This window comes from Martinezella sp. CNPSo 3795, assembly GCF_057784475.1.
Genome location: NZ_JBXSOQ010000012.1, coordinates 142,834 through 160,295, shown reverse-complemented (window position 1 = coordinate 160,295; position 17,462 = coordinate 142,834). Strand labels below are relative to the sequence as shown.

Genomic DNA, 17,462 nt, shown 5'->3' with positions numbered 1-17,462 from the left:
CATGGCACCGAACTCATCCGCTCAGAATGGGCCTGCCCAGAACGGGAAAGCCTACAAGTATATCGATCACTCCTATGACGTGATCGTCGTCGGCGCCGGTGGCGCGGGTCTGCGCGCCACGCTCGGCATGGCCGAACAGGGCTTCCGCACCGCCTGCATCACCAAGGTCTTCCCCACCCGTTCGCACACCGTCGCAGCCCAGGGCGGCATTGCCGCCTCGCTGCAGAACATGACGCCGGACAGCTGGCAGTGGCATCTATACGACACCGTCAAGGGCTCCGACTGGCTCGGCGACGTCGACGCGATGCAGTACATGGTCATGGAAGCGCCGAAGGCCGTTTACGAACTCGAGCATTACGGCGTGCCCTTCTCGCGAAACGAAGAAGGCAAGATCTATCAGCGCCCGTTCGGCGGCCACATGCAGAATTTCGGCGAGGGACCGCCGGTGCAGCGCACCTGTGCCGCTGCCGACCGTACGGGTCACGCCATCCTGCACACGCTCTACGGCCAGTCGCTGCGCAACAATGCGGAATTCTTCATCGAGTATTTTGCACTCGACCTCATCATGTCCGATGACGGCAGTCGTTGCACCGGCGTCGTCGCCTGGTGCCTCGATGACGGCACGATCCATCGCTTCGCCGCCAAGATGGTGGTGCTGGCGACCGGCGGCTATGGCCGCGCCTATTTCTCGGCGACCTCCGCCCATACCTGCACCGGCGACGGTGGCGGCATGGTGGCCCGCGCCGGCCTGCCGCTGCAGGATATGGAATTCGTTCAGTTCCATCCGACCGGTATCTACGGTTCGGGCTGCCTGATCACCGAAGGCGCACGCGGCGAAGGCGGTTATCTCGTCAATTCCGAGGGCGAGCGCTTCATGGAACGCTATGCGCCGTCGGCGAAGGACCTTGCCTCGCGTGACGTCGTTTCGCGCTGCATGACGCTTGAGATCCGCGAGGGCCGCGGCGTCGGCAAGAACAAGGATCACATCTTCCTGCATCTCGACCATCTCGATCCGGCCGTGCTGCACGAGCGCCTGCCGGGCATCTCCGAGAGCGCGCGCATCTTCGCTGGCGTCGATGTGACCCGCGATCCGATCCCGGTCCTGCCGACCGTTCACTACAATATGGGCGGCATTCCCACGAACTATTGGGGCGAAGTGCTGAATGCCGACAGCAGCAATCCCGAGCGCGTGCTGCCGGGCCTGATGGCCGTCGGCGAAGCCGGCTGCGCATCGGTGCACGGCGCCAATCGCCTCGGCTCCAACTCGCTGATCGACCTCGTGGTCTTCGGCCGTGCCGCCGCCATCCGCGCCGGCCAGGTCATCGACCGCAACAGCCCAGTTCCGCCTGTGAATGTTGCCGCCTGCGACAAGATCATGGAGCGCTTCGACCGCCTGCGCCATGCCAGCGGCTCGACGCCGACGGCGGCACTGCGCGAGAAGATGCAGCGCGCCATGCAGGAAGATGCCGCCGTGTTCCGCACCCAGGAATCGCTGGAATCCGGCTGCCGCCGCCTGTCGGAGATCTGGAAGGAATTGCCCGATATCAAGGTCACCGACCGCTCGCTGATCTGGAATTCCGACCTCGTCGAAACGCTGGAACTGCACAATCTGATGGCCAACGCCATCACGACGATCTACGGCGCCGAGGCTCGCAAGGAAAGCCGCGGCTCGCATGCCCGCGAGGACTATACCGAGGGCAAGTTTGCCGGCCGCGACGACGAGAACTGGCGCAAGCATACGCTTGCCTGGGTCAACGAGGCAGGCGACGTGAAGCTCGACTATCGTCCGGTTCACACCGACCTGATCGCCGAAGGCATCGATCCGCACAAGATCGAGCCGAAGGCACGCGTGTATTGATCTGAGAGGAACTGACCATGGTTGAACTCGCTCTCCCCAAGAACTCTCAGATGCGCGAAGGCAAGGTCTGGCCGAAGCCGGTCGGCGCCAAGAACACGCGCGAATTCCGCGTCTATCGCTGGAGCCCGGATGACGGTCAGAACCCGAGCATCGATACCTATTACATCGATGTCGACGATTGCGGCCCGATGGTGCTCGACGGTCTGCTTTACATCAAGAACAAGATCGATCCGACGCTGACGCTGCGCCGCTCCTGTCGCGAAGGCATTTGCGGCTCCTGCGCGATGAACATCGACGGCACCAACACGCTGGCCTGCACCAAGGGTCTGGATGAGATCAAGGGCACCGTGAAGATCTATCCGCTGCCGCACATGCCCGTCGTCAAGGATCTCGTGCCTGACCTGACGAACTTCTATGCCCAGCATCGCTCGATCGAGCCCTGGCTGAAGACGGTCTCGCCGCCGCCGGCCAAGGAATGGAAGCAGAGCCATGAAGACCGCCTGAAGCTCGACGGCCTCTACGAATGCATCCTGTGCGCCTGCTGCTCTACCTCCTGTCCGAGCTACTGGTGGAACGGCGACCGTTATCTCGGCCCTGCCGTTCTGCTGCAGGCCTATCGCTGGCTGATCGATTCCAGAGACGAAGCCAAGGGCGAGCGCCTCGACAACCTCGAGGATCCCTTCCGCCTCTATCGCTGCCACACGATCATGAACTGCGCCCAGACCTGCCCGAAGGGTCTGAATCCGGCCAAGGCGATCGCCGAAATCAAGAAGATGATGGTCGAGCGGCGGGTCTGACCCGCCGTTTCATTCCCATCAGAATGCCTGCGGTTTTGATCGAAAATGGGGAATATCGCTTCGACAGGTTTGCCGAAGCGGCGGAATGATCGTCCAGGTGACATCAGATATCACCCGGCTCCGGATGGGTATTCGATTGCGCTGTGAATCACAGAGGATGCCGAAATTTGCCGTTCGGGGCGTCTTTGAGTGGGGTTCAGCAGGTTAGCCTTGAAACCACCCGATTCTTGTCCAGCTATGGCCTTCGGCAATTTGTGGCGGTATCGACTTGATTAACCAAAGTGAAATACGATAATTCGGACATCATTAAATATCACTTTGTCGATGTCAGCGGTGGACAATCATTTAGGAGTGTGATGATGCAGTTTAGATATGCAGTGACGGCTGCGGCGATTGGCCTGTCGCTTGCCGGTTGCCAGCGCACGGCATACAATAACGACAGTTATTCGTCTCCGGCACCACTGCAGGCTCAGCCTGTTCCTTCCGTCCAGTCCAGCCAGCTTCCGCCTCCCGGCGCCGGTAACGGCTCGCAATTCCCGGCGGCGCCGGCGAGCGCACCGAATGCAGCCAATCCGGCGCAGCAGCAGGCGATGGCGGCTTCGGCCATGGATGTCACGAAGGAATCGATGGTCGGCAGCTGGAAGGTGAGCAATGGCGGATCGAGCTGCGATATGTTCCTGACATTGACCAACCTTGGCAGCGGCTCACGCGGCGGTACGCGCGGTTGCGCGGGCGAACTGACCTCGATGGGCTCGTGGGAAGTCTCCGGCAAGCAGGTTCTCCTGAAGAATCGTGACGGCTCGACGATCGGTACGGTCTACAAGACGGCCGATTCGCGTTTTGACGGTTCGACCGCCTCCGGCCAGCCGCTCAGCCTTAGCCGATAAGCTTATTTTAAAAGGGGCAGCATCCTTCGGGTGCGCCCTTATTTTGCACAGGCGGATATTTCCCCATGCAGCCCATGCCAGATTATTCGATCAGCGTCTGCGAACAGCTGAAGGCGCTGACGGCGTCCGGATCCCTTCAGGTGGATTCGGCACAGATGGATGTGGCGAAAATGCTGGACCGGGTGCTTGCCGATCTCAAGCGCAAGCGGCCCGCCGCAAAATCCAGCGCGCTCGGCTGGATGTTTGCTGCCCGCAAGAAGTCGGTCGAGACGATCAAGGGCCTCTATATTCACGGCAGCGTCGGGCGCGGCAAGACCATGTTGATGGACATGTTCTTCTCGATGGCGCCCTGCCAGAAGAAACGCCGGGCGCATTTCTTCGAGTTCATGACCGATGTGCACAATCGCATCGCGGCGCAGCGGCTGAAATTCAAGAATGGCGAGACCAAGCAGGCCGATCCCATACCACCTGTCGCCGCCGATCTCTATGCCGAAGCCGAACTGCTTTGCTTCGACGAATTCACTGTGACCGACATTGCCGACGCGATGATCCTGTCGCGGCTGTTTTCCGAACTGTTCTCGCTCGGCTGCGTGCTGATCGCCACCTCGAATGTCGAACCCGATAATCTCTATCGCGACGGGCTCAATCGCGGCCTCTTTCTGCCCTTCATCGATCTCCTCAAGAAGCATGTCGATGTGGTGACGCTGGACTCGCCGACCGACTATCGCATGGAGAAGCTGAACAGTCAGCCCGTCTATCTGACGCCGCTGGACCAGCGCACCGACATGGCGATGGACGCCTCCTGGATGCAGGCGTTGCATGGGCGCAAGGCGCAGCCGATGGAGATCCCGATGAAGGGGCGCTCCATCCATGTGCCTCTGGCCGTCGACCGCATGGCGCGCTTTTCCTTCGCCGATCTCTGCGACGCTCCGCTCGGGCCTGCCGATTTCCTCGCCATCGCCGAACGGTTCGATACGATCTTCCTCGATCGCGTGCCGAAGCTCGGGCCGGACAAGCGCAACCAGACGAAGCGTTTTATCATTCTGATCGACACGCTCTACGATCATAATATCCGTCTCTACATCTCCGCGGCTGCCATGCCGGAAGATCTGCTCGAGGAGCGGCGGGGGACAGAAGGCTTCGAATTCGACCGCACGGCATCGCGGCTTTTCGAGATGCGGAGCGCCGAATATCTGGCTCAGACTCCGGCCAGGCGTGCCGCCGAGTAACAATTCGGTGACAGAGTGTCTTACGTTTACGTAAGAATTTTTCGATCTAACCGATTGAAATTCCTGATCTCAAAATAATCAATTGCCAATTTCGGCCTTTGGGTCTATGCGATTGGCGGCTATTGTGGATGCCTGTCACGGTGTCCCGCCACGGATTTTGATCGCAAAGGATACACCGAAATGGCGCGCAACAAGATCGCACTTATTGGTTCTGGCATGATTGGTGGCACGCTGGCGCATCTCGCCGGCCTGAAGGAACTGGGCGACATCGTCCTGTTCGACATCGCGGACGGCATTCCTCAGGGCAAGGGTCTCGACATTGCCCAGTCTTCTCCGGTTGAAGGCTTCGACGCCAATCTCACGGGCGCCAGCGACTATTCCGCGATCGAAGGCGCTGACGTCTGCATCGTCACGGCAGGCGTTCCCCGCAAGCCGGGCATGAGCCGCGACGATCTTCTCGGCATCAACCTCAAGGTCATGGAACAGGTCGGCGCCGGCATCAAGAAGTATGCCCCGAATGCTTTCGTGATCTGCATCACCAATCCGCTCGACGCCATGGTCTGGGCGCTGCAGAAATTCTCAGGCCTGCCGACCAACAAGGTCGTGGGCATGGCTGGCGTGCTCGATAGCTCGCGCTTCCGCCTCTTCCTCGCCAAGGAATTCAACGTATCGGTCGAAGACGTCACGGCTTTCGTTCTCGGCGGCCACGGCGACTCGATGGTTCCGCTCGCCCGCTACTCCACCGTTGCCGGCATCCCGCTGACGGATCTCGTCAACATGGGCTGGCTGACTGCCGAGCGCCTCGAAGAAATCATCCAGCGCACCCGTGACGGCGGCGCCGAGATCGTCGGCCTGCTCAAGACCGGTTCCGCTTACTACGCCCCGGCCGCTTCCGCCATCGCGATGGCCGAGTCCTATCTCAAGGACAAGAAGCGCGTCCTGCCTTGCGCCGCTCACCTCGACGGCCAGTATGGCGTTAAGGACATGTATGTCGGCGTTCCCACCGTCATCGGTGCCGGCGGCATCGAGCGCGTCATCGAAATCGACCTGAACAAGGCTGAAAAGGATGCCTTCGACAAGTCGGTCGCAGCCGTTGCGGGTCTTTGCGAAGCCTGCGCCACGATCGCGCCGTCGCTGAAGTAATTTCCGCCTTCCAACAGGGATAGACCCATGAACATTCATGAATACCAGGCTAAGGCGCTGCTGAAGAGCTATGGCGCACCCGTCGCGGACGGCGTTGCCATCTTCTCCGCCGATGAAGCCGCCGCCGCTGCCAAGCAGCTTCCGGGCCCGCTTTACGTCGTCAAGAGCCAGATTCACGCTGGCGGCCGCGGCAAGGGCAAGTTCAAGGAACTCGGTCCGGACGCCAAGGGCGGCGTTCGCCTCGCCAAGTCCGTTGACGACGTTGTCGCCAACGCCAAGGACATGCTCGGCAATACGCTGGTGACCAAGCAGACCGGCCCGGCCGGCAAGCAGGTCAACCGCCTCTACATCGAAGACGGCGCCGATATCGACCGCGAACTCTATCTCTCGATCCTCGTCGACCGTTCCGTCGGTCAGGTTGCTTTCGTCGTTTCGACCGAAGGCGGCATGGACATCGAGACCGTTGCGCATGACACGCCGGAAAAGATCATCACCGTCGCCATCGACCCGTCGACGGGTGTGACGACTGCCAACACGGCTGCCCTTTCTGACGCGCTGAAGCTTGAGGGCGCTGCCCGCGAAGATGCCGCCAAGCTCTTCCCGATCCTCTACAAGGCCTTCGTCGAGAAGGACATGGCGCTCCTCGAAGTCAACCCGCTGATCGTCATGACCAACGGCCGCCTTCGCGTTCTCGACGCCAAGGTTTCCTTCGACGGCAACGCGCTCTTCCGTCATGAAGACATCCGCGCGCTGCGCGATACGACCGAAGAAGACGAGAAGGAAATCCAGGCCCACGAATACGATCTCGCCTATGTCGCGCTCGACGGCAACATCGGCTGCATGGTCAACGGCGCCGGTCTCGCCATGGCGACCATGGACATCATCAAGCTCTACGGTGCTGAGCCGGCGAACTTCCTCGATGTCGGCGGCGGCGCTTCCAAGGAAAAGGTCACGGCCGCCTTCAAGATCATCACCGCCGATCCGGCTGTCCAGGGCATTCTGGTCAACATCTTCGGCGGCATCATGAAGTGCGACGTCATTGCCGAAGGCGTGCTCGCAGCCGTCAAGGAAGTCGGTCTGAAGGTTCCGCTCGTCGTTCGCCTCGAAGGCACCAATGTCGAGCTCGGCAAGAAGATCATCAACGAATCCGGTCTCAACGTCATCTCCGCAGATGACCTGGACGATGCCGCCCAGAAGATCGTGAAGGCAGTCAAGGGCTGATCGGGATGGCTGCTTCCCTCGCTCCAACGGCTGCTCATCTTCGCCTCGGTGCCTTTGCCGGCACCTGGGAAGGGGAAGAGCATGTCGCGGCCTCGGTCTGGACGAAGGAAGGCACGGCAACCGCGCGGCTCACGGCCGAGTGTCTGTTCGGCGGATTTTTCGTCGAACAGCGCTACGTGCAGACGCGCGATGGCGAAACCTCGTTCGAAGCCCGGAATATTCTCGGCTTCGACGGAGCGGATCAGGCCTATAAGCTCTATCAGTTCGATACGGTGGGCTTTGTGCCCGCCGCGCCGGCTTCCGGCGAATGGATCGACGACAAGCTTGTCCTGACCCGAGTTTCGCCGCGCGGTCAGCAGCGCACTCTCTTCCAGTTCGAAAATGAAGACTGCTACCGCATGGGCGTCACGTTCTCGCCCGCCGGCAGCGATACATGGCAGGAGGTCGTCAGCGGCTTGTACCGTCGCGTTGCCTCCGCGTCTTCCAACCTCTCGTAACAAAGGCCTCGCATGTCTATTCTCATCAACAAAGACACCAAGGTTCTGGTTCAGGGCCTGACCGGCAAGACCGGCACTTTCCACACTGAACAGGCGCTCGCCTATCACGGCACGAAGATGGTCGGCGGCATCCACCCTTCCAAGGGCGGTGAAACCTGGACCGGCAAGGACGGCGAAAAGCTGCCGATCTTCAAGTCCGTCGCCGAAGGCAAGGATGCGACCGGCGCTAACGCCTCGGTCATCTACGTGCCGCCGGCAGGCGCCGCAGCCGCGATCCTCGAAGCGATCGACGCCGAGATCCCGCTCATCGTCTGCATCACGGAAGGCATCCCGGTCGCCGACATGGTCAAGGTCAAGGACCGTCTGATCAAGTCGAAGTCGCGCCTGATCGGGCCGAACTGCCCAGGCGTTCTCACCCCGAACGAATGCAAGATCGGCATCATGCCAGGCTCCATCTTCAAGAAGGGCTCCGTCGGCGTTCTCTCGCGTTCCGGCACTCTGACCTACGAAGCTGTGTTCCAGACCACCAATGAAGGCCTCGGCCAGACGACGGCCGTCGGCATCGGCGGCGATCCGGTCAAGGGTACCGAATTCATCGACGTCCTCGAGATGTTCCTCGCCGACGACGAAACCAAGTCGATCATCATGATCGGCGAAATCGGCGGTTCGGCTGAAGAAGACGCCGCACAGTTCCTCAAGGACGAAGCCAAGAAGGGCCGCAAGAAGCCGATGGTCGGCTTCATCGCCGGCCGCACGGCACCTCCCGGCCGTACGATGGGCCATGCCGGCGCCGTCATCTCCGGCGGCAAGGGCGGCGCGGAGGACAAGATTGCAGCGATGGAGTCGGCAGGCATCCGCGTGTCGCCGTCGCCGGCGCGTCTCGGCAAGACGCTGGTGGAAGTCCTGAAGGGCTGAGCCTACCTAAAGCAAGGCCGGATGGGGCGGCAGTCGCCTTGTCCCGTCCGGTTTAGATAATCGCAAGTGCATACCGACGGCCTGATGGCCTTAGATGAAATACGGTCGCCGGGAACCCGAAAACCGGCAATGCAAACAAGTTGGGAGACGGGCGAGAGCGCCCGCAGATTCACCATGGCAAGGCAAGAAGCCAACGAGCAATTTCAGATCACCTCGTTCCTGGATGGCGCCAATGCTGCCTATATCGAGCAGCTCTACGCGCGCTACGAGGACGATCCTTCATCGGTCTCCGACGAGTGGCGGTCGTTCTTCAAGGCGCTCGAGGATAGTCCCGACGATGTGAAGAAGGCGGCCAAGGGCGCCTCCTGGCAGCGCAAGAACTGGCCGATCCCGGCAAAGGGCGATCTCGTCTCCGCGCTCGATGGCGACTGGGGCGTTGTCGAAAAGGTCATCGAAACCAAGCTGAAGGCCAAGGCCGAAACCGCCGGAGCGCCGGCGAGCGCGACCGACGTCCTGCAGGCGACGCGCGATTCCGTCCGCGCCATCATGATGATCCGCGCCTATCGCATGCGCGGTCATCTGCATGCCAAGCTCGATCCGCTCGGCATTGCGGCTCCGGTCGAAGACTACAAGGAACTGTCGCCGGAAGCTTACGGCTTCACCGAGGCCGACCTCGACCGTAAGATCTTCATCGACAACGTGCTCGGCCTCGAATTCGCGACCATTCGCGAGATGATCGAGATCCTTGAGCGCACCTACTGCTCCACCCTCGGCGTCGAATTCATGCACATCTCCAATCCGGAGGAAAAGGCCTGGATTCAGGAGCGCATCGAAGGTCCGGACAAGGGCATCGCCTTCAATCCCGAGCGCAAGAAGGCCATCCTTCAGAAGATTATCGAAGCCGAGGGCTATGAGCAGTTCCTCGACGTCAAGTTCAAGGGTACCAAGCGCTTCGGCCTCGACGGCGGTGAGTCGCTGATCCCGGCGCTCGAACAGATCCTCAAGAGCGGCAGCCAGCTCGGTCTTCGCGAAGCCGTGTTCGGCATGGCCCATCGCGGCCGTTTGAACGTGCTCTCCCAGGTCATGGGCAAGCCGCATCGCGCCATCTTCCACGAGTTCAAGGGCGGCTCCTACGCGCCGGACGAAGTCGAAGGCTCGGGTGACGTGAAGTACCATCTCGGGGCCTCCTCGGACCGTGATTTCGACGGCGCCAAGGTGCACGTGTCGCTGACGGCAAACCCGTCGCACCTCGAAATCGTCAACCCGGTCGTCATGGGCAAGGCCCGCGCCAAGCAGGATATGGGCGCCACCCAATGGGACGGCGATATCATACCGCTGTCCGAACGCGCCAAGGTCGTGCCGCTGCTCATCCATGGTGACGCGGCTTTTGCCGGCCAGGGCGTCGTTGCCGAAATCCTCGGCCTCTCCGGTCTGCGCGGCCACCGCGTTGCCGGCACGATGCACGTCATCATCAACAACCAGATCGGTTTCACCACCAATCCGGCCTTCTCGCGCTCGTCGCCCTATCCGTCCGACGTCGCCAAGATGATCGAGGCACCGATCTTCCACGTCAACGGCGACGATCCGGAAGCGGTTGTTTATGCCGCGAAGATCGCGACCGAATTCCGCATGAAGTTCCACAAGCCGGTCGTGGTCGACCTCTTCTGCTACCGCCGTTACGGCCACAATGAAGGCGATGAGCCATCCTTCACGCAGCCGAACATGTACAAGGTCATCCGCGCCCACAAGACGGTACTGCAGATCTATTCGCAGCGGCTGATCAGCGAAGGCGTGCTGACCGAAGGTGAAGTCGAGAAGATGAAGGCCGATTGGCGCGCGCATCTCGAGCAGGAGTTCGAGGCCGGCCAGTCCTACAAGCCGAACAAGGCCGACTGGCTTGACGGTGAGTGGTCCGGCCTGCACACGGCCGACAATGCCGACGAGCAGCGCCGCGGCAAGACCGCCGTGCCGATGAAGTCGCTGAAGGAAATCGGCCGCAAGCTGTCGGAAATCCCGGCCGGCTTCCATGCGCACCGCACCATCCAGCGCTTCATGGAAAACCGCGCCAACATGGTGCAGACCGGCGAGGGCATCGATTGGGCGATGGCGGAGGCTCTGGCCTTCGGTTCTCTCGTCGTCGAAGGCCACAAGATCCGCCTGTCCGGTCAGGACTGCGAACGCGGCACCTTCTCGCAGCGCCACTCGGTTCTCTACGATCAGGAGACCGAAGAGCGCTACATTCCGCTCGCCAATCTCTCGCCGACCCAGGCCCGTTACGAAGTCATCAACTCGATGCTCTCGGAAGAGGCGGTTCTCGGCTTCGAATACGGCTACTCGCTTGCCCGTCCGAACGCGCTGACCCTCTGGGAAGCCCAGTTCGGCGACTTCGCCAATGGTGCGCAGGTCGTGTTCGACCAGTTCATCTCGTCGGGTGAACGCAAGTGGCTGCGTATGTCGGGTCTGGTCTGCCTGCTGCCGCATGGCTATGAAGGCCAGGGTCCGGAACACTCCTCGGCTCGCCTGGAACGCTATCTGCAGCTCTGCGCCGAAGACAACATGCAGGTCGCCAACGTCACGACGCCGGCGAACTACTTCCACATTCTGCGCCGTCAGCTGAAGCGCGACTTCCGCAAGCCGCTGATCCTGATGACGCCGAAGTCGCTGCTGCGCCACAAGCGCGCCGTATCGACCCTTGCGGAGATGGCCGGCGAAAGCTCCTTCCATCGCCTGCTCTGGGATGATGCGGAGCTGATCAAGGACAGCCCGATCAAGCTGCAGAAGGACAACAAGATCCGTCGCGTCGTCATCTGCTCGGGCAAGGTCTATTACGATCTGCTGGAAGAGCGTGAGAAGCGCGGCATCGACGATATCTACCTGCTGCGCATCGAACAGCTCTATCCGTTCCCGGCCAAGGCGCTCATCAACGAGCTCAGCCGCTTCCGCAATGCGGAAATGGTCTGGTGCCAGGAAGAGCCGAAGAACATGGGCGCATGGTCCTTCATCGATCCGTATCTGGAATGGGTGCTTGCCCATATCGATGCGAAGTACCAGCGCGTTCGCTACACCGGCCGTCCGGCCGCCGCCTCGCCGGCGACGGGCCTGATGTCCAAGCATCTGTCGCAGCTTGCGGCGTTCCTTGAGGACGCGCTTGGCGGTTGAGGGGTTGCGCGATGGCCTATTTTCATCTGAAACTTGTGCCGCCGCGCCCCAGCTTCCCGCATGACGCCACGGAGGAGGAGATGGCCGCCATGCAGCAACACGCCGCCTATTGGCGAGAACATGCGAATGCCGGGACGGCAATTGTCGTCGGCCCGGTCTTCGCGGCCGATGGTGCTTTCGGCGTGGCTGTCGTCGACGTCGAGAATGCCGATGCGGCCAAGTCACTTGGCGATGCCGATCCCGTCCTACTCGCCGGGCTCGGTTTCCGTATCGAAATCTCGCCGATGCCCTCACTCATTCTCCGGTCCTCTGTCGCCGGAATTCCATCCAACTCATAAAGACGAAAAATCAGGATTTGAACAATGGCCACTGAAATCCGCGTTCCTACCCTCGGCGAATCCGTCAGCGAAGCGACCGTCGGTACCTGGTTCAAGAAGGTCGGCGATGCCATCAAGGCCGATGAGCCGCTTCTCGAACTTGAAACCGACAAGGTGACGATCGAAGTTCCGGCGCCTGCTGCCGGCACACTTTCCGAAATCGTTGCCCAGGCCGGCGAAACTGTGGGTCTCGGTGCGCTGCTCGGCCAGATTTCCGCCGGCAACGGCGCTGCTGCCGCTCCGGCACAGGCTGCCGCACCCGCTGCCGCTGCTGCTGCTCCGGCACCCGCCGCCGCTGCACCGGTTGCCGCTCCCGCCGTTTCCGCTCCGGCTTCCTCCATGCCGCCGGCTCCGGCTGCCGGCAAGCTGCTTGCTGAAAACAACCTCTCCGCCGATCAGGTCGAAGGCAGCGGCAAGCGCGGCCAGGTCTTGAAGGGCGATGTGATCGCTGCCGTTGCCAAGGCTGCATCGGCTCCGACCGCCGCACCGGCAGCACCGGTTGCTGCCCGCGCGCCGACCGCTGTCGAGGACGTCAACCGCGAAGAGCGCGTGAAGATGACGCGCCTGCGTCAGACGATCGCCAAGCGCCTCAAGGATGCGCAGAATACCGCTGCCATGCTTACCACCTACAACGAGGTGGACATGAAGGCCGTCATGGACCTGCGCAACAAGTACAAGGACATCTTCGAGAAGAAGCATGGCGTGAAGCTCGGCTTCATGGGCTTCTTCACCAAGGCCGTCACCCATGCGCTGAAGGAACTGCCTGCTGTCAACGCCGAGATCGACGGCACCGACATCATCTACAAGAACTACTGCCACGTCGGCATGGCCGTCGGCACCGACAAGGGTCTTGTCGTTCCCGTCATCCGCGATGCAGATCAGATGTCGATCGCGGAAGTCGAGAAGGAGCTTGGCCGTCTGGCGAAGGCCGCTCGCGATGGTACGCTGGCGATGGCCGACATGCAGGGCGGCACCTTCACCATTACCAATGGCGGCGTCTATGGTTCGCTGATGTCATCGCCGATCCTCAATGCGCCGCAGTCGGGCATTCTCGGCATGCACAAGATCCAGGAGCGTCCGGTCGCCATCGGCGGCCAGGTCGTCATCCGTCCGATGATGTATCTGGCGCTCTCCTACGATCACCGCATCGTCGACGGCAAGGAAGCGGTTACCTTCCTCGTACGCGTCAAGGAAAGCTTGGAAGATCCGGAACGTCTCGTTCTCGATCTCTAAGGGGAGCGTTGGATCATGTCGACATGGCCCATGCGGACGCTGCGCGGATTGTTATGCGCCGTCGCCGCATGGGTGCCATCCTCCGCCGGCGCGGCGGAGTTCGACATTTCCAAGCTCAGCAGCAATCTCGATCTGGCGTCGCTTGGCGACGCCGATCTTGCCGCCCGCTCGATCAACATACTGCGCATCGGCAAGGTGGAACTGACCTCCGGGCGCATCGTCGCCAGCGACCCGCTCGTCGGGCCTGACCGAGCGGCATTTACCCGCACTGTTTCTCCCGGCGATTATCCCGTTACCTTGTATCAAGCCTTCGGCCGCATCGCTGCGGCCAGCATGCGTTTTGCCGAGGGCAAGCCGGTGCGCTGGGAATTGGCCGTGGTCCCCGGCCAGGATATCAACTCGCTGAAGAATGATGAGTTCTTCGGTTATCCGGTCGATGCCGGTCTTGGCTGCTGCATGGATGCCGACACCTTCGCGCTGATCCAGGAGCGCGAAAAGCAGGTCCAGGCAGGGAAGTCATCGTCGGATATCAACTACTATGATGACGTTCTGGCCTCCGAGCTGCAGCCGAATAACGACGACTACGTCTTACATCGGCCGATATCGGACAAGCGCGGCAACGTCGCCATCTTCTCGAGCGGCTGGGGTGATGGCTTCTATCCGGTGTTTTGGGGGCTGGATGCCGCCGGCAGGCCGCTGGTTCTGTTCACCGATTTCGGCGTCATGGAAAATGCCGACGGCCGGCGCGAGCCGGGAGGACAATGACGATGCCGATCGCAACCGCGATGATCCGACTGGCCTCGATGCCTTGGATAATGGTGGCCTGCGCGGTCAATCCCGTGCCTGCCTATGCGGAAGAATGCGTGCAGGAAAAGGCTGTCTATGTCGATATGGACAATGCCTATGAGCTGCGCTTCGAGCCCATGGGCTCGGAATCATCCGTCAGCAACAGATTCAAGCTCGCAGTGCGCAACACCAATATCGTGGCCGATGGGATCGTGATGCGCACAGACGACCATCTGCGCGCCGATGGGCGGATCATGTTCGAATGTCCTGAAGGGGATATAACGGGAGCCGACCTCAGGGCCTGCACCGTGTGGCAGGGCATGGTCTATGCCTCGGATCTGAAAGGCCATATCCGCGCATTGCCGGGAGAAGGCGAGAGCGCGGCGGATCGGCTGTTCCTGCCGGCGCTCGGTCCCTCGATCCAGAAGTCGTCCCTCTGGGGCAAGGGGAAGGCAACTATCGCGCCGTGGGATGTCCTTAGTCTGAAAGGATGCAATCAATGACCGACGACACGCCTGTTCTTCTCGTGACCGGCGGCAGCCGCGGCATCGGTGCCGCGGTTTGTCTGGCAGCCGCTCAGCATGGCTGGGCCGTTGCGGTCAATTATGCGTCCAACAAGGATGCGGCCGAGGCTGTGGTGGGGACGATCGTTGACGCCGGCGGCCAGGCGATCGCAGTTGCCGGCGATGTCGGCAAGCCCAAGGATATCAAAGCCATCTTCGCCAAGGTCGACGCGCATTTCGGCCGCATCGACGGGCTCGTCAACAATGCCGGCATCGTCGATGTCGTCCAGCGTCTGGATGAAATGACGCCGGAGCGGATCGACCGCATGTTTCGCATCAATGTCACCGGTTCGATGCTGGCGGCGGCCGAAGCCGTGCGCCGCATGTCGACCCGGCATGGCGGCAAGGGCGGAGTGATCGTCAACGTCTCCTCCATGGCGGCGACGCTTGGCGGTGGCGGGCAATATGTCGACTATGCCGCTTCCAAGGGCGCGATCGATACGTTCACTGTCGGGCTTGCACGCGAAGTGGCGGCGGAAGGCATTCGGGTGAATGCGGTGCGGCCCGGCATCATCGACACCGATATCCATGCGGCGGCCGGACTGCCGGATCGGGCGCGCGATATCGCACCACAATTGCCGATGAAGCGCTCGGGAACGGCCGATGAGGTCGCGGATGCCATCCTCTACCTGCTGAGCCCGCATGCATCCTATATAACCGGTGCCGTGCTCGACGTGAGCGGCGGTCGCTGATCGGAAAGGGTCGATAGATGCCATATATTCTCGAATTCCTCGGCCTGATGGCGGTGTTCTCGATCTTCATCGTCATTCCGGGCGCCGATTTTGCCGTGATCCTGCGCCAGAGCATCGTGCATGGCCGCCGCGCCGCCATGATGACGGGCCTTGGTATGGGCTTCTCGCTGCTCTTTCACATCAGCTACACAATTCTTGGCCTGGGCCTGATCGTGTCGCAGTCGCTAATGCTGTTCAGCCTGATCAAATGGGCAGGCGTGGCCTATCTCGTCTATCTCGGCTTCAAGTCCTTCCGCCAATCCGGCTTTCAGGTGAAGGATGTCGAGATCACCGAGGAAGATTGCAAGCCGGTTTCCGTCTGGCGCTGCCTAGCCACGGGCTTCATCACCAATGCGTTGAACCCGAAGCCGGTGCTGTTCTTCCTGTCGCTGTTTTCGACGCTCGTCCATCACGATACGCCGGCGCTCATCCAGTTCAGCTACGGCATCGGCATGGCGGCAGCGCTTGTCGCCTGGTTTGCCGGCGTTTCCACCTTCTTCACCGTCAAGCCGGTGCGCGATCGTTTCATAGCATCGGGTAAATGGTTCAACCGCATCACCGGAGCGGCGCTTGTGGGCTTCGGCATCCGCCTCGCCTTGGCACGGGCGACTGACTAACAAAGATACAAAACAAGGAAATTAAAACATGTCCTACGATGTGATCATTATCGGAACCGGCCCCGGCGGCTATGTCTGCGCAGTCAAGGCAGCGCAGCTCGGCCTGAAGGTCGCGGTCGTCGAAAAGCGCGCGACCTATGGCGGCACCTGCCTCAATGTCGGCTGCATTCCGTCCAAGGCGCTGCTGCACGCTTCCGAAGTGTTCCATCATGCCGGCCATGGCATGGATGCCCTCGGCGTCGAAGTTGCCGCTCCGAAGCTCAATCTTGAAAAGATGCTGGCGCACAAGGATGCAACGGTTAAGTCGAACGTCGACGGCGTCGCCTTCCTCTTCAAGAAGAACAAGATCGATGCCTTCCAGGGCACCGGCAAGATCGTTTCGGCCGGCAAGGTTTCCGTCACGGCCGAAGACGGCAAGGTGACCGAGATCGAAGGCAAGAACATCGTCATCGCCACCGGCTCCGACGTTGCCGGCATTCCTGGCGTTCCGCTTGAGATCGACGAGAAGGTCATCATCTCCTCGACCGGCGGCATCGCGCTCGACAAGGTGCCGGGCAAGATGATCGTGGTCGGCGGCGGCGTCATCGGCCTCGAGCTCGGCTCGGTCTGGTCGCGCCTCGGCGCCAAGGTTACCGTCGTCGAATATCTCGACACCATCCTCGGCGGCATGGACGGTGAAGTCTCCAAGCAGTTCCAGCGCATGCTTGCCAAGCAGGGTCTTGAGTTCCATCTCGGCGCCAAGGTCGTCGGCGTTGAAAAAACCGGCAACGGCGCCAAGGTCACCTTCGAGCCGGTCAAGGGCGGCGACAAGGTCGTGCTTGATGCGGATGTGGTTCTCGTTGCCACCGGCCGCAAGCCCTACACGGCCGGCCTCGGCCTCGAAGAAGCCGGCGTGGCCCTCGACAATCGCGGCCGCGTCGAGATCGACGGTCACTTCAAGACCAATGTCGCCGGCATCTATGCTATCGGCGACGTCGTAAAGGGTCCGATGCTCGCCCACAAGGCGGAAGACGAAGGCGTGGCGCTTGCGGAAATCCTCGCTGGCCAGGCCGGCCATGTGAACTACGACGTCATCCCGAGCGTCGTCTACACGCAGCCGGAAGTCGCCTCCGTCGGCAAGACCGAGGAAGAGCTGAAGGCTGCTGGCATCGCCTACAAGGTCGGCAAGTTCCCGTTCTCCGCCAACGGCCGCGCCCGCGCCATGCTGGCGACGGACGGCTTCGTCAAGATTCTCGCCGATAAGGAAACCGATCGCGTTCTCGGCGGCCATATCGTCGGCTTCGGCGCCGGCGAGATGATCCACGAGATCGCCGTGCTGATGGAATTCGGCGGTTCGTCGGAGGATCTCGGCCGCACCTGCCACGCGCATCCCACAATGTCGGAAGCTGTCAAGGAAGCCGCGCTCGCGACCTTCTTCAAGCCGATCCATATGTAAGATCGGACCGTCCC

At 61.4% G+C, this 17,462-nt stretch carries 16 protein-coding genes; all 16 read left to right on the top strand.

Annotated features, from left to right (window positions below; all coding sequences use genetic code 11):
* Position 1: 1 nt before the first annotated feature.
* The gene (gene sdhA / locus AC13QY_RS26655; protein ID WP_112341366.1) at positions 2 to 1,858 is read left to right on the top strand and encodes a succinate dehydrogenase flavoprotein subunit; all 1,857 of its coding nucleotides are present in this window, start codon (positions 2 to 4) and stop codon (positions 1,856 to 1,858) included.
* A 17-nt stretch (positions 1,859 to 1,875) separates the two neighbouring features.
* The gene (locus tag AC13QY_RS26650) at positions 1,876 to 2,655 is read left to right on the top strand and encodes a succinate dehydrogenase iron-sulfur subunit (protein ID WP_075853671.1); all 780 of its coding nucleotides are present in this window, start codon (positions 1,876 to 1,878) and stop codon (positions 2,653 to 2,655) included.
* A 359-nt stretch (positions 2,656 to 3,014) separates the two neighbouring features.
* Positions 3,015 to 3,542 (top strand): protease inhibitor Inh/omp19 family protein, encoded by a 528-nt coding sequence (locus tag AC13QY_RS26645; protein WP_069613433.1) that lies wholly within the window; start codon positions 3,015 to 3,017, stop codon positions 3,540 to 3,542.
* Positions 3,543 to 3,607: 65 nt separating this feature from the next.
* On the top strand, positions 3,608 to 4,771 hold the full coding sequence (zapE, locus tag AC13QY_RS26640; protein WP_488494245.1) for a cell division protein ZapE: 1,164 nt from the start codon (positions 3,608 to 3,610) through the stop codon (positions 4,769 to 4,771).
* Positions 4,772 to 4,951: 180 nt separating this feature from the next.
* On the top strand, positions 4,952 to 5,914 hold the full coding sequence (gene mdh, locus AC13QY_RS26635) for a malate dehydrogenase (protein WP_488494244.1): 963 nt from the start codon (positions 4,952 to 4,954) through the stop codon (positions 5,912 to 5,914).
* A 27-nt stretch (positions 5,915 to 5,941) separates the two neighbouring features.
* Positions 5,942 to 7,135 (top strand): ADP-forming succinate--CoA ligase subunit beta, encoded by a 1,194-nt coding sequence (gene sucC / locus AC13QY_RS26630; RefSeq protein ID WP_488494243.1) that lies wholly within the window; start codon positions 5,942 to 5,944, stop codon positions 7,133 to 7,135.
* A 5-nt stretch (positions 7,136 to 7,140) separates the two neighbouring features.
* Complete coding sequence (locus AC13QY_RS26625; RefSeq protein WP_269244538.1) at positions 7,141 to 7,632, top strand: DUF1579 family protein; 492 nt, start codon at positions 7,141 to 7,143, stop codon at positions 7,630 to 7,632.
* Between the two features lie 12 nt (positions 7,633 to 7,644).
* Positions 7,645 to 8,547 carry a succinate--CoA ligase subunit alpha gene (gene sucD / locus AC13QY_RS26620; protein WP_095432963.1) on the top strand — a complete coding sequence of 301 codons (903 nt, stop codon included), beginning with the start codon at positions 7,645 to 7,647 and terminating at the stop codon, positions 8,545 to 8,547.
* Between the two features lie 174 nt (positions 8,548 to 8,721).
* Positions 8,722 to 11,706 (top strand): 2-oxoglutarate dehydrogenase E1 component, encoded by a 2,985-nt coding sequence (locus tag AC13QY_RS26615; protein WP_069613388.1) that lies wholly within the window; start codon positions 8,722 to 8,724, stop codon positions 11,704 to 11,706.
* An 11-nt stretch (positions 11,707 to 11,717) separates the two neighbouring features.
* Positions 11,718 to 12,044, top strand: coding sequence for a YciI family protein (locus tag AC13QY_RS26610; RefSeq protein ID WP_113330699.1), 327 nt, complete (start codon positions 11,718 to 11,720; stop codon positions 12,042 to 12,044).
* Between the two features lie 24 nt (positions 12,045 to 12,068).
* The gene (odhB, locus tag AC13QY_RS26605; RefSeq protein ID WP_488494242.1) at positions 12,069 to 13,316 is read left to right on the top strand and encodes a 2-oxoglutarate dehydrogenase complex dihydrolipoyllysine-residue succinyltransferase; all 1,248 of its coding nucleotides are present in this window, start codon (positions 12,069 to 12,071) and stop codon (positions 13,314 to 13,316) included.
* Positions 13,317 to 13,331: 15 nt separating this feature from the next.
* On the top strand, positions 13,332 to 14,081 hold the full coding sequence (locus AC13QY_RS26600) for a DUF4241 domain-containing protein (protein WP_488494241.1): 750 nt from the start codon (positions 13,332 to 13,334) through the stop codon (positions 14,079 to 14,081).
* Between the two features lie 2 nt (positions 14,082 to 14,083).
* Complete coding sequence (locus AC13QY_RS26595) at positions 14,084 to 14,605, top strand: hypothetical protein (protein ID WP_488494240.1); 522 nt, start codon at positions 14,084 to 14,086, stop codon at positions 14,603 to 14,605.
* Positions 14,602 to 15,357 carry an SDR family oxidoreductase gene (locus AC13QY_RS26590; RefSeq protein ID WP_488494239.1) on the top strand — a complete coding sequence of 252 codons (756 nt, stop codon included), beginning with the start codon at positions 14,602 to 14,604 and terminating at the stop codon, positions 15,355 to 15,357. Before AC13QY_RS26595 ends, AC13QY_RS26590 begins: the two co-directional genes overlap by 4 nt.
* Positions 15,358 to 15,374: 17 nt before the next feature.
* Complete coding sequence (locus tag AC13QY_RS26585; RefSeq protein ID WP_145636103.1) at positions 15,375 to 16,013, top strand: LysE family translocator; 639 nt, start codon at positions 15,375 to 15,377, stop codon at positions 16,011 to 16,013.
* Between the two features lie 28 nt (positions 16,014 to 16,041).
* The gene (gene lpdA / locus AC13QY_RS26580; protein WP_112723517.1) at positions 16,042 to 17,448 is read left to right on the top strand and encodes a dihydrolipoyl dehydrogenase; all 1,407 of its coding nucleotides are present in this window, start codon (positions 16,042 to 16,044) and stop codon (positions 17,446 to 17,448) included.
* Positions 17,449 to 17,462 lie beyond the last annotated feature (14 nt).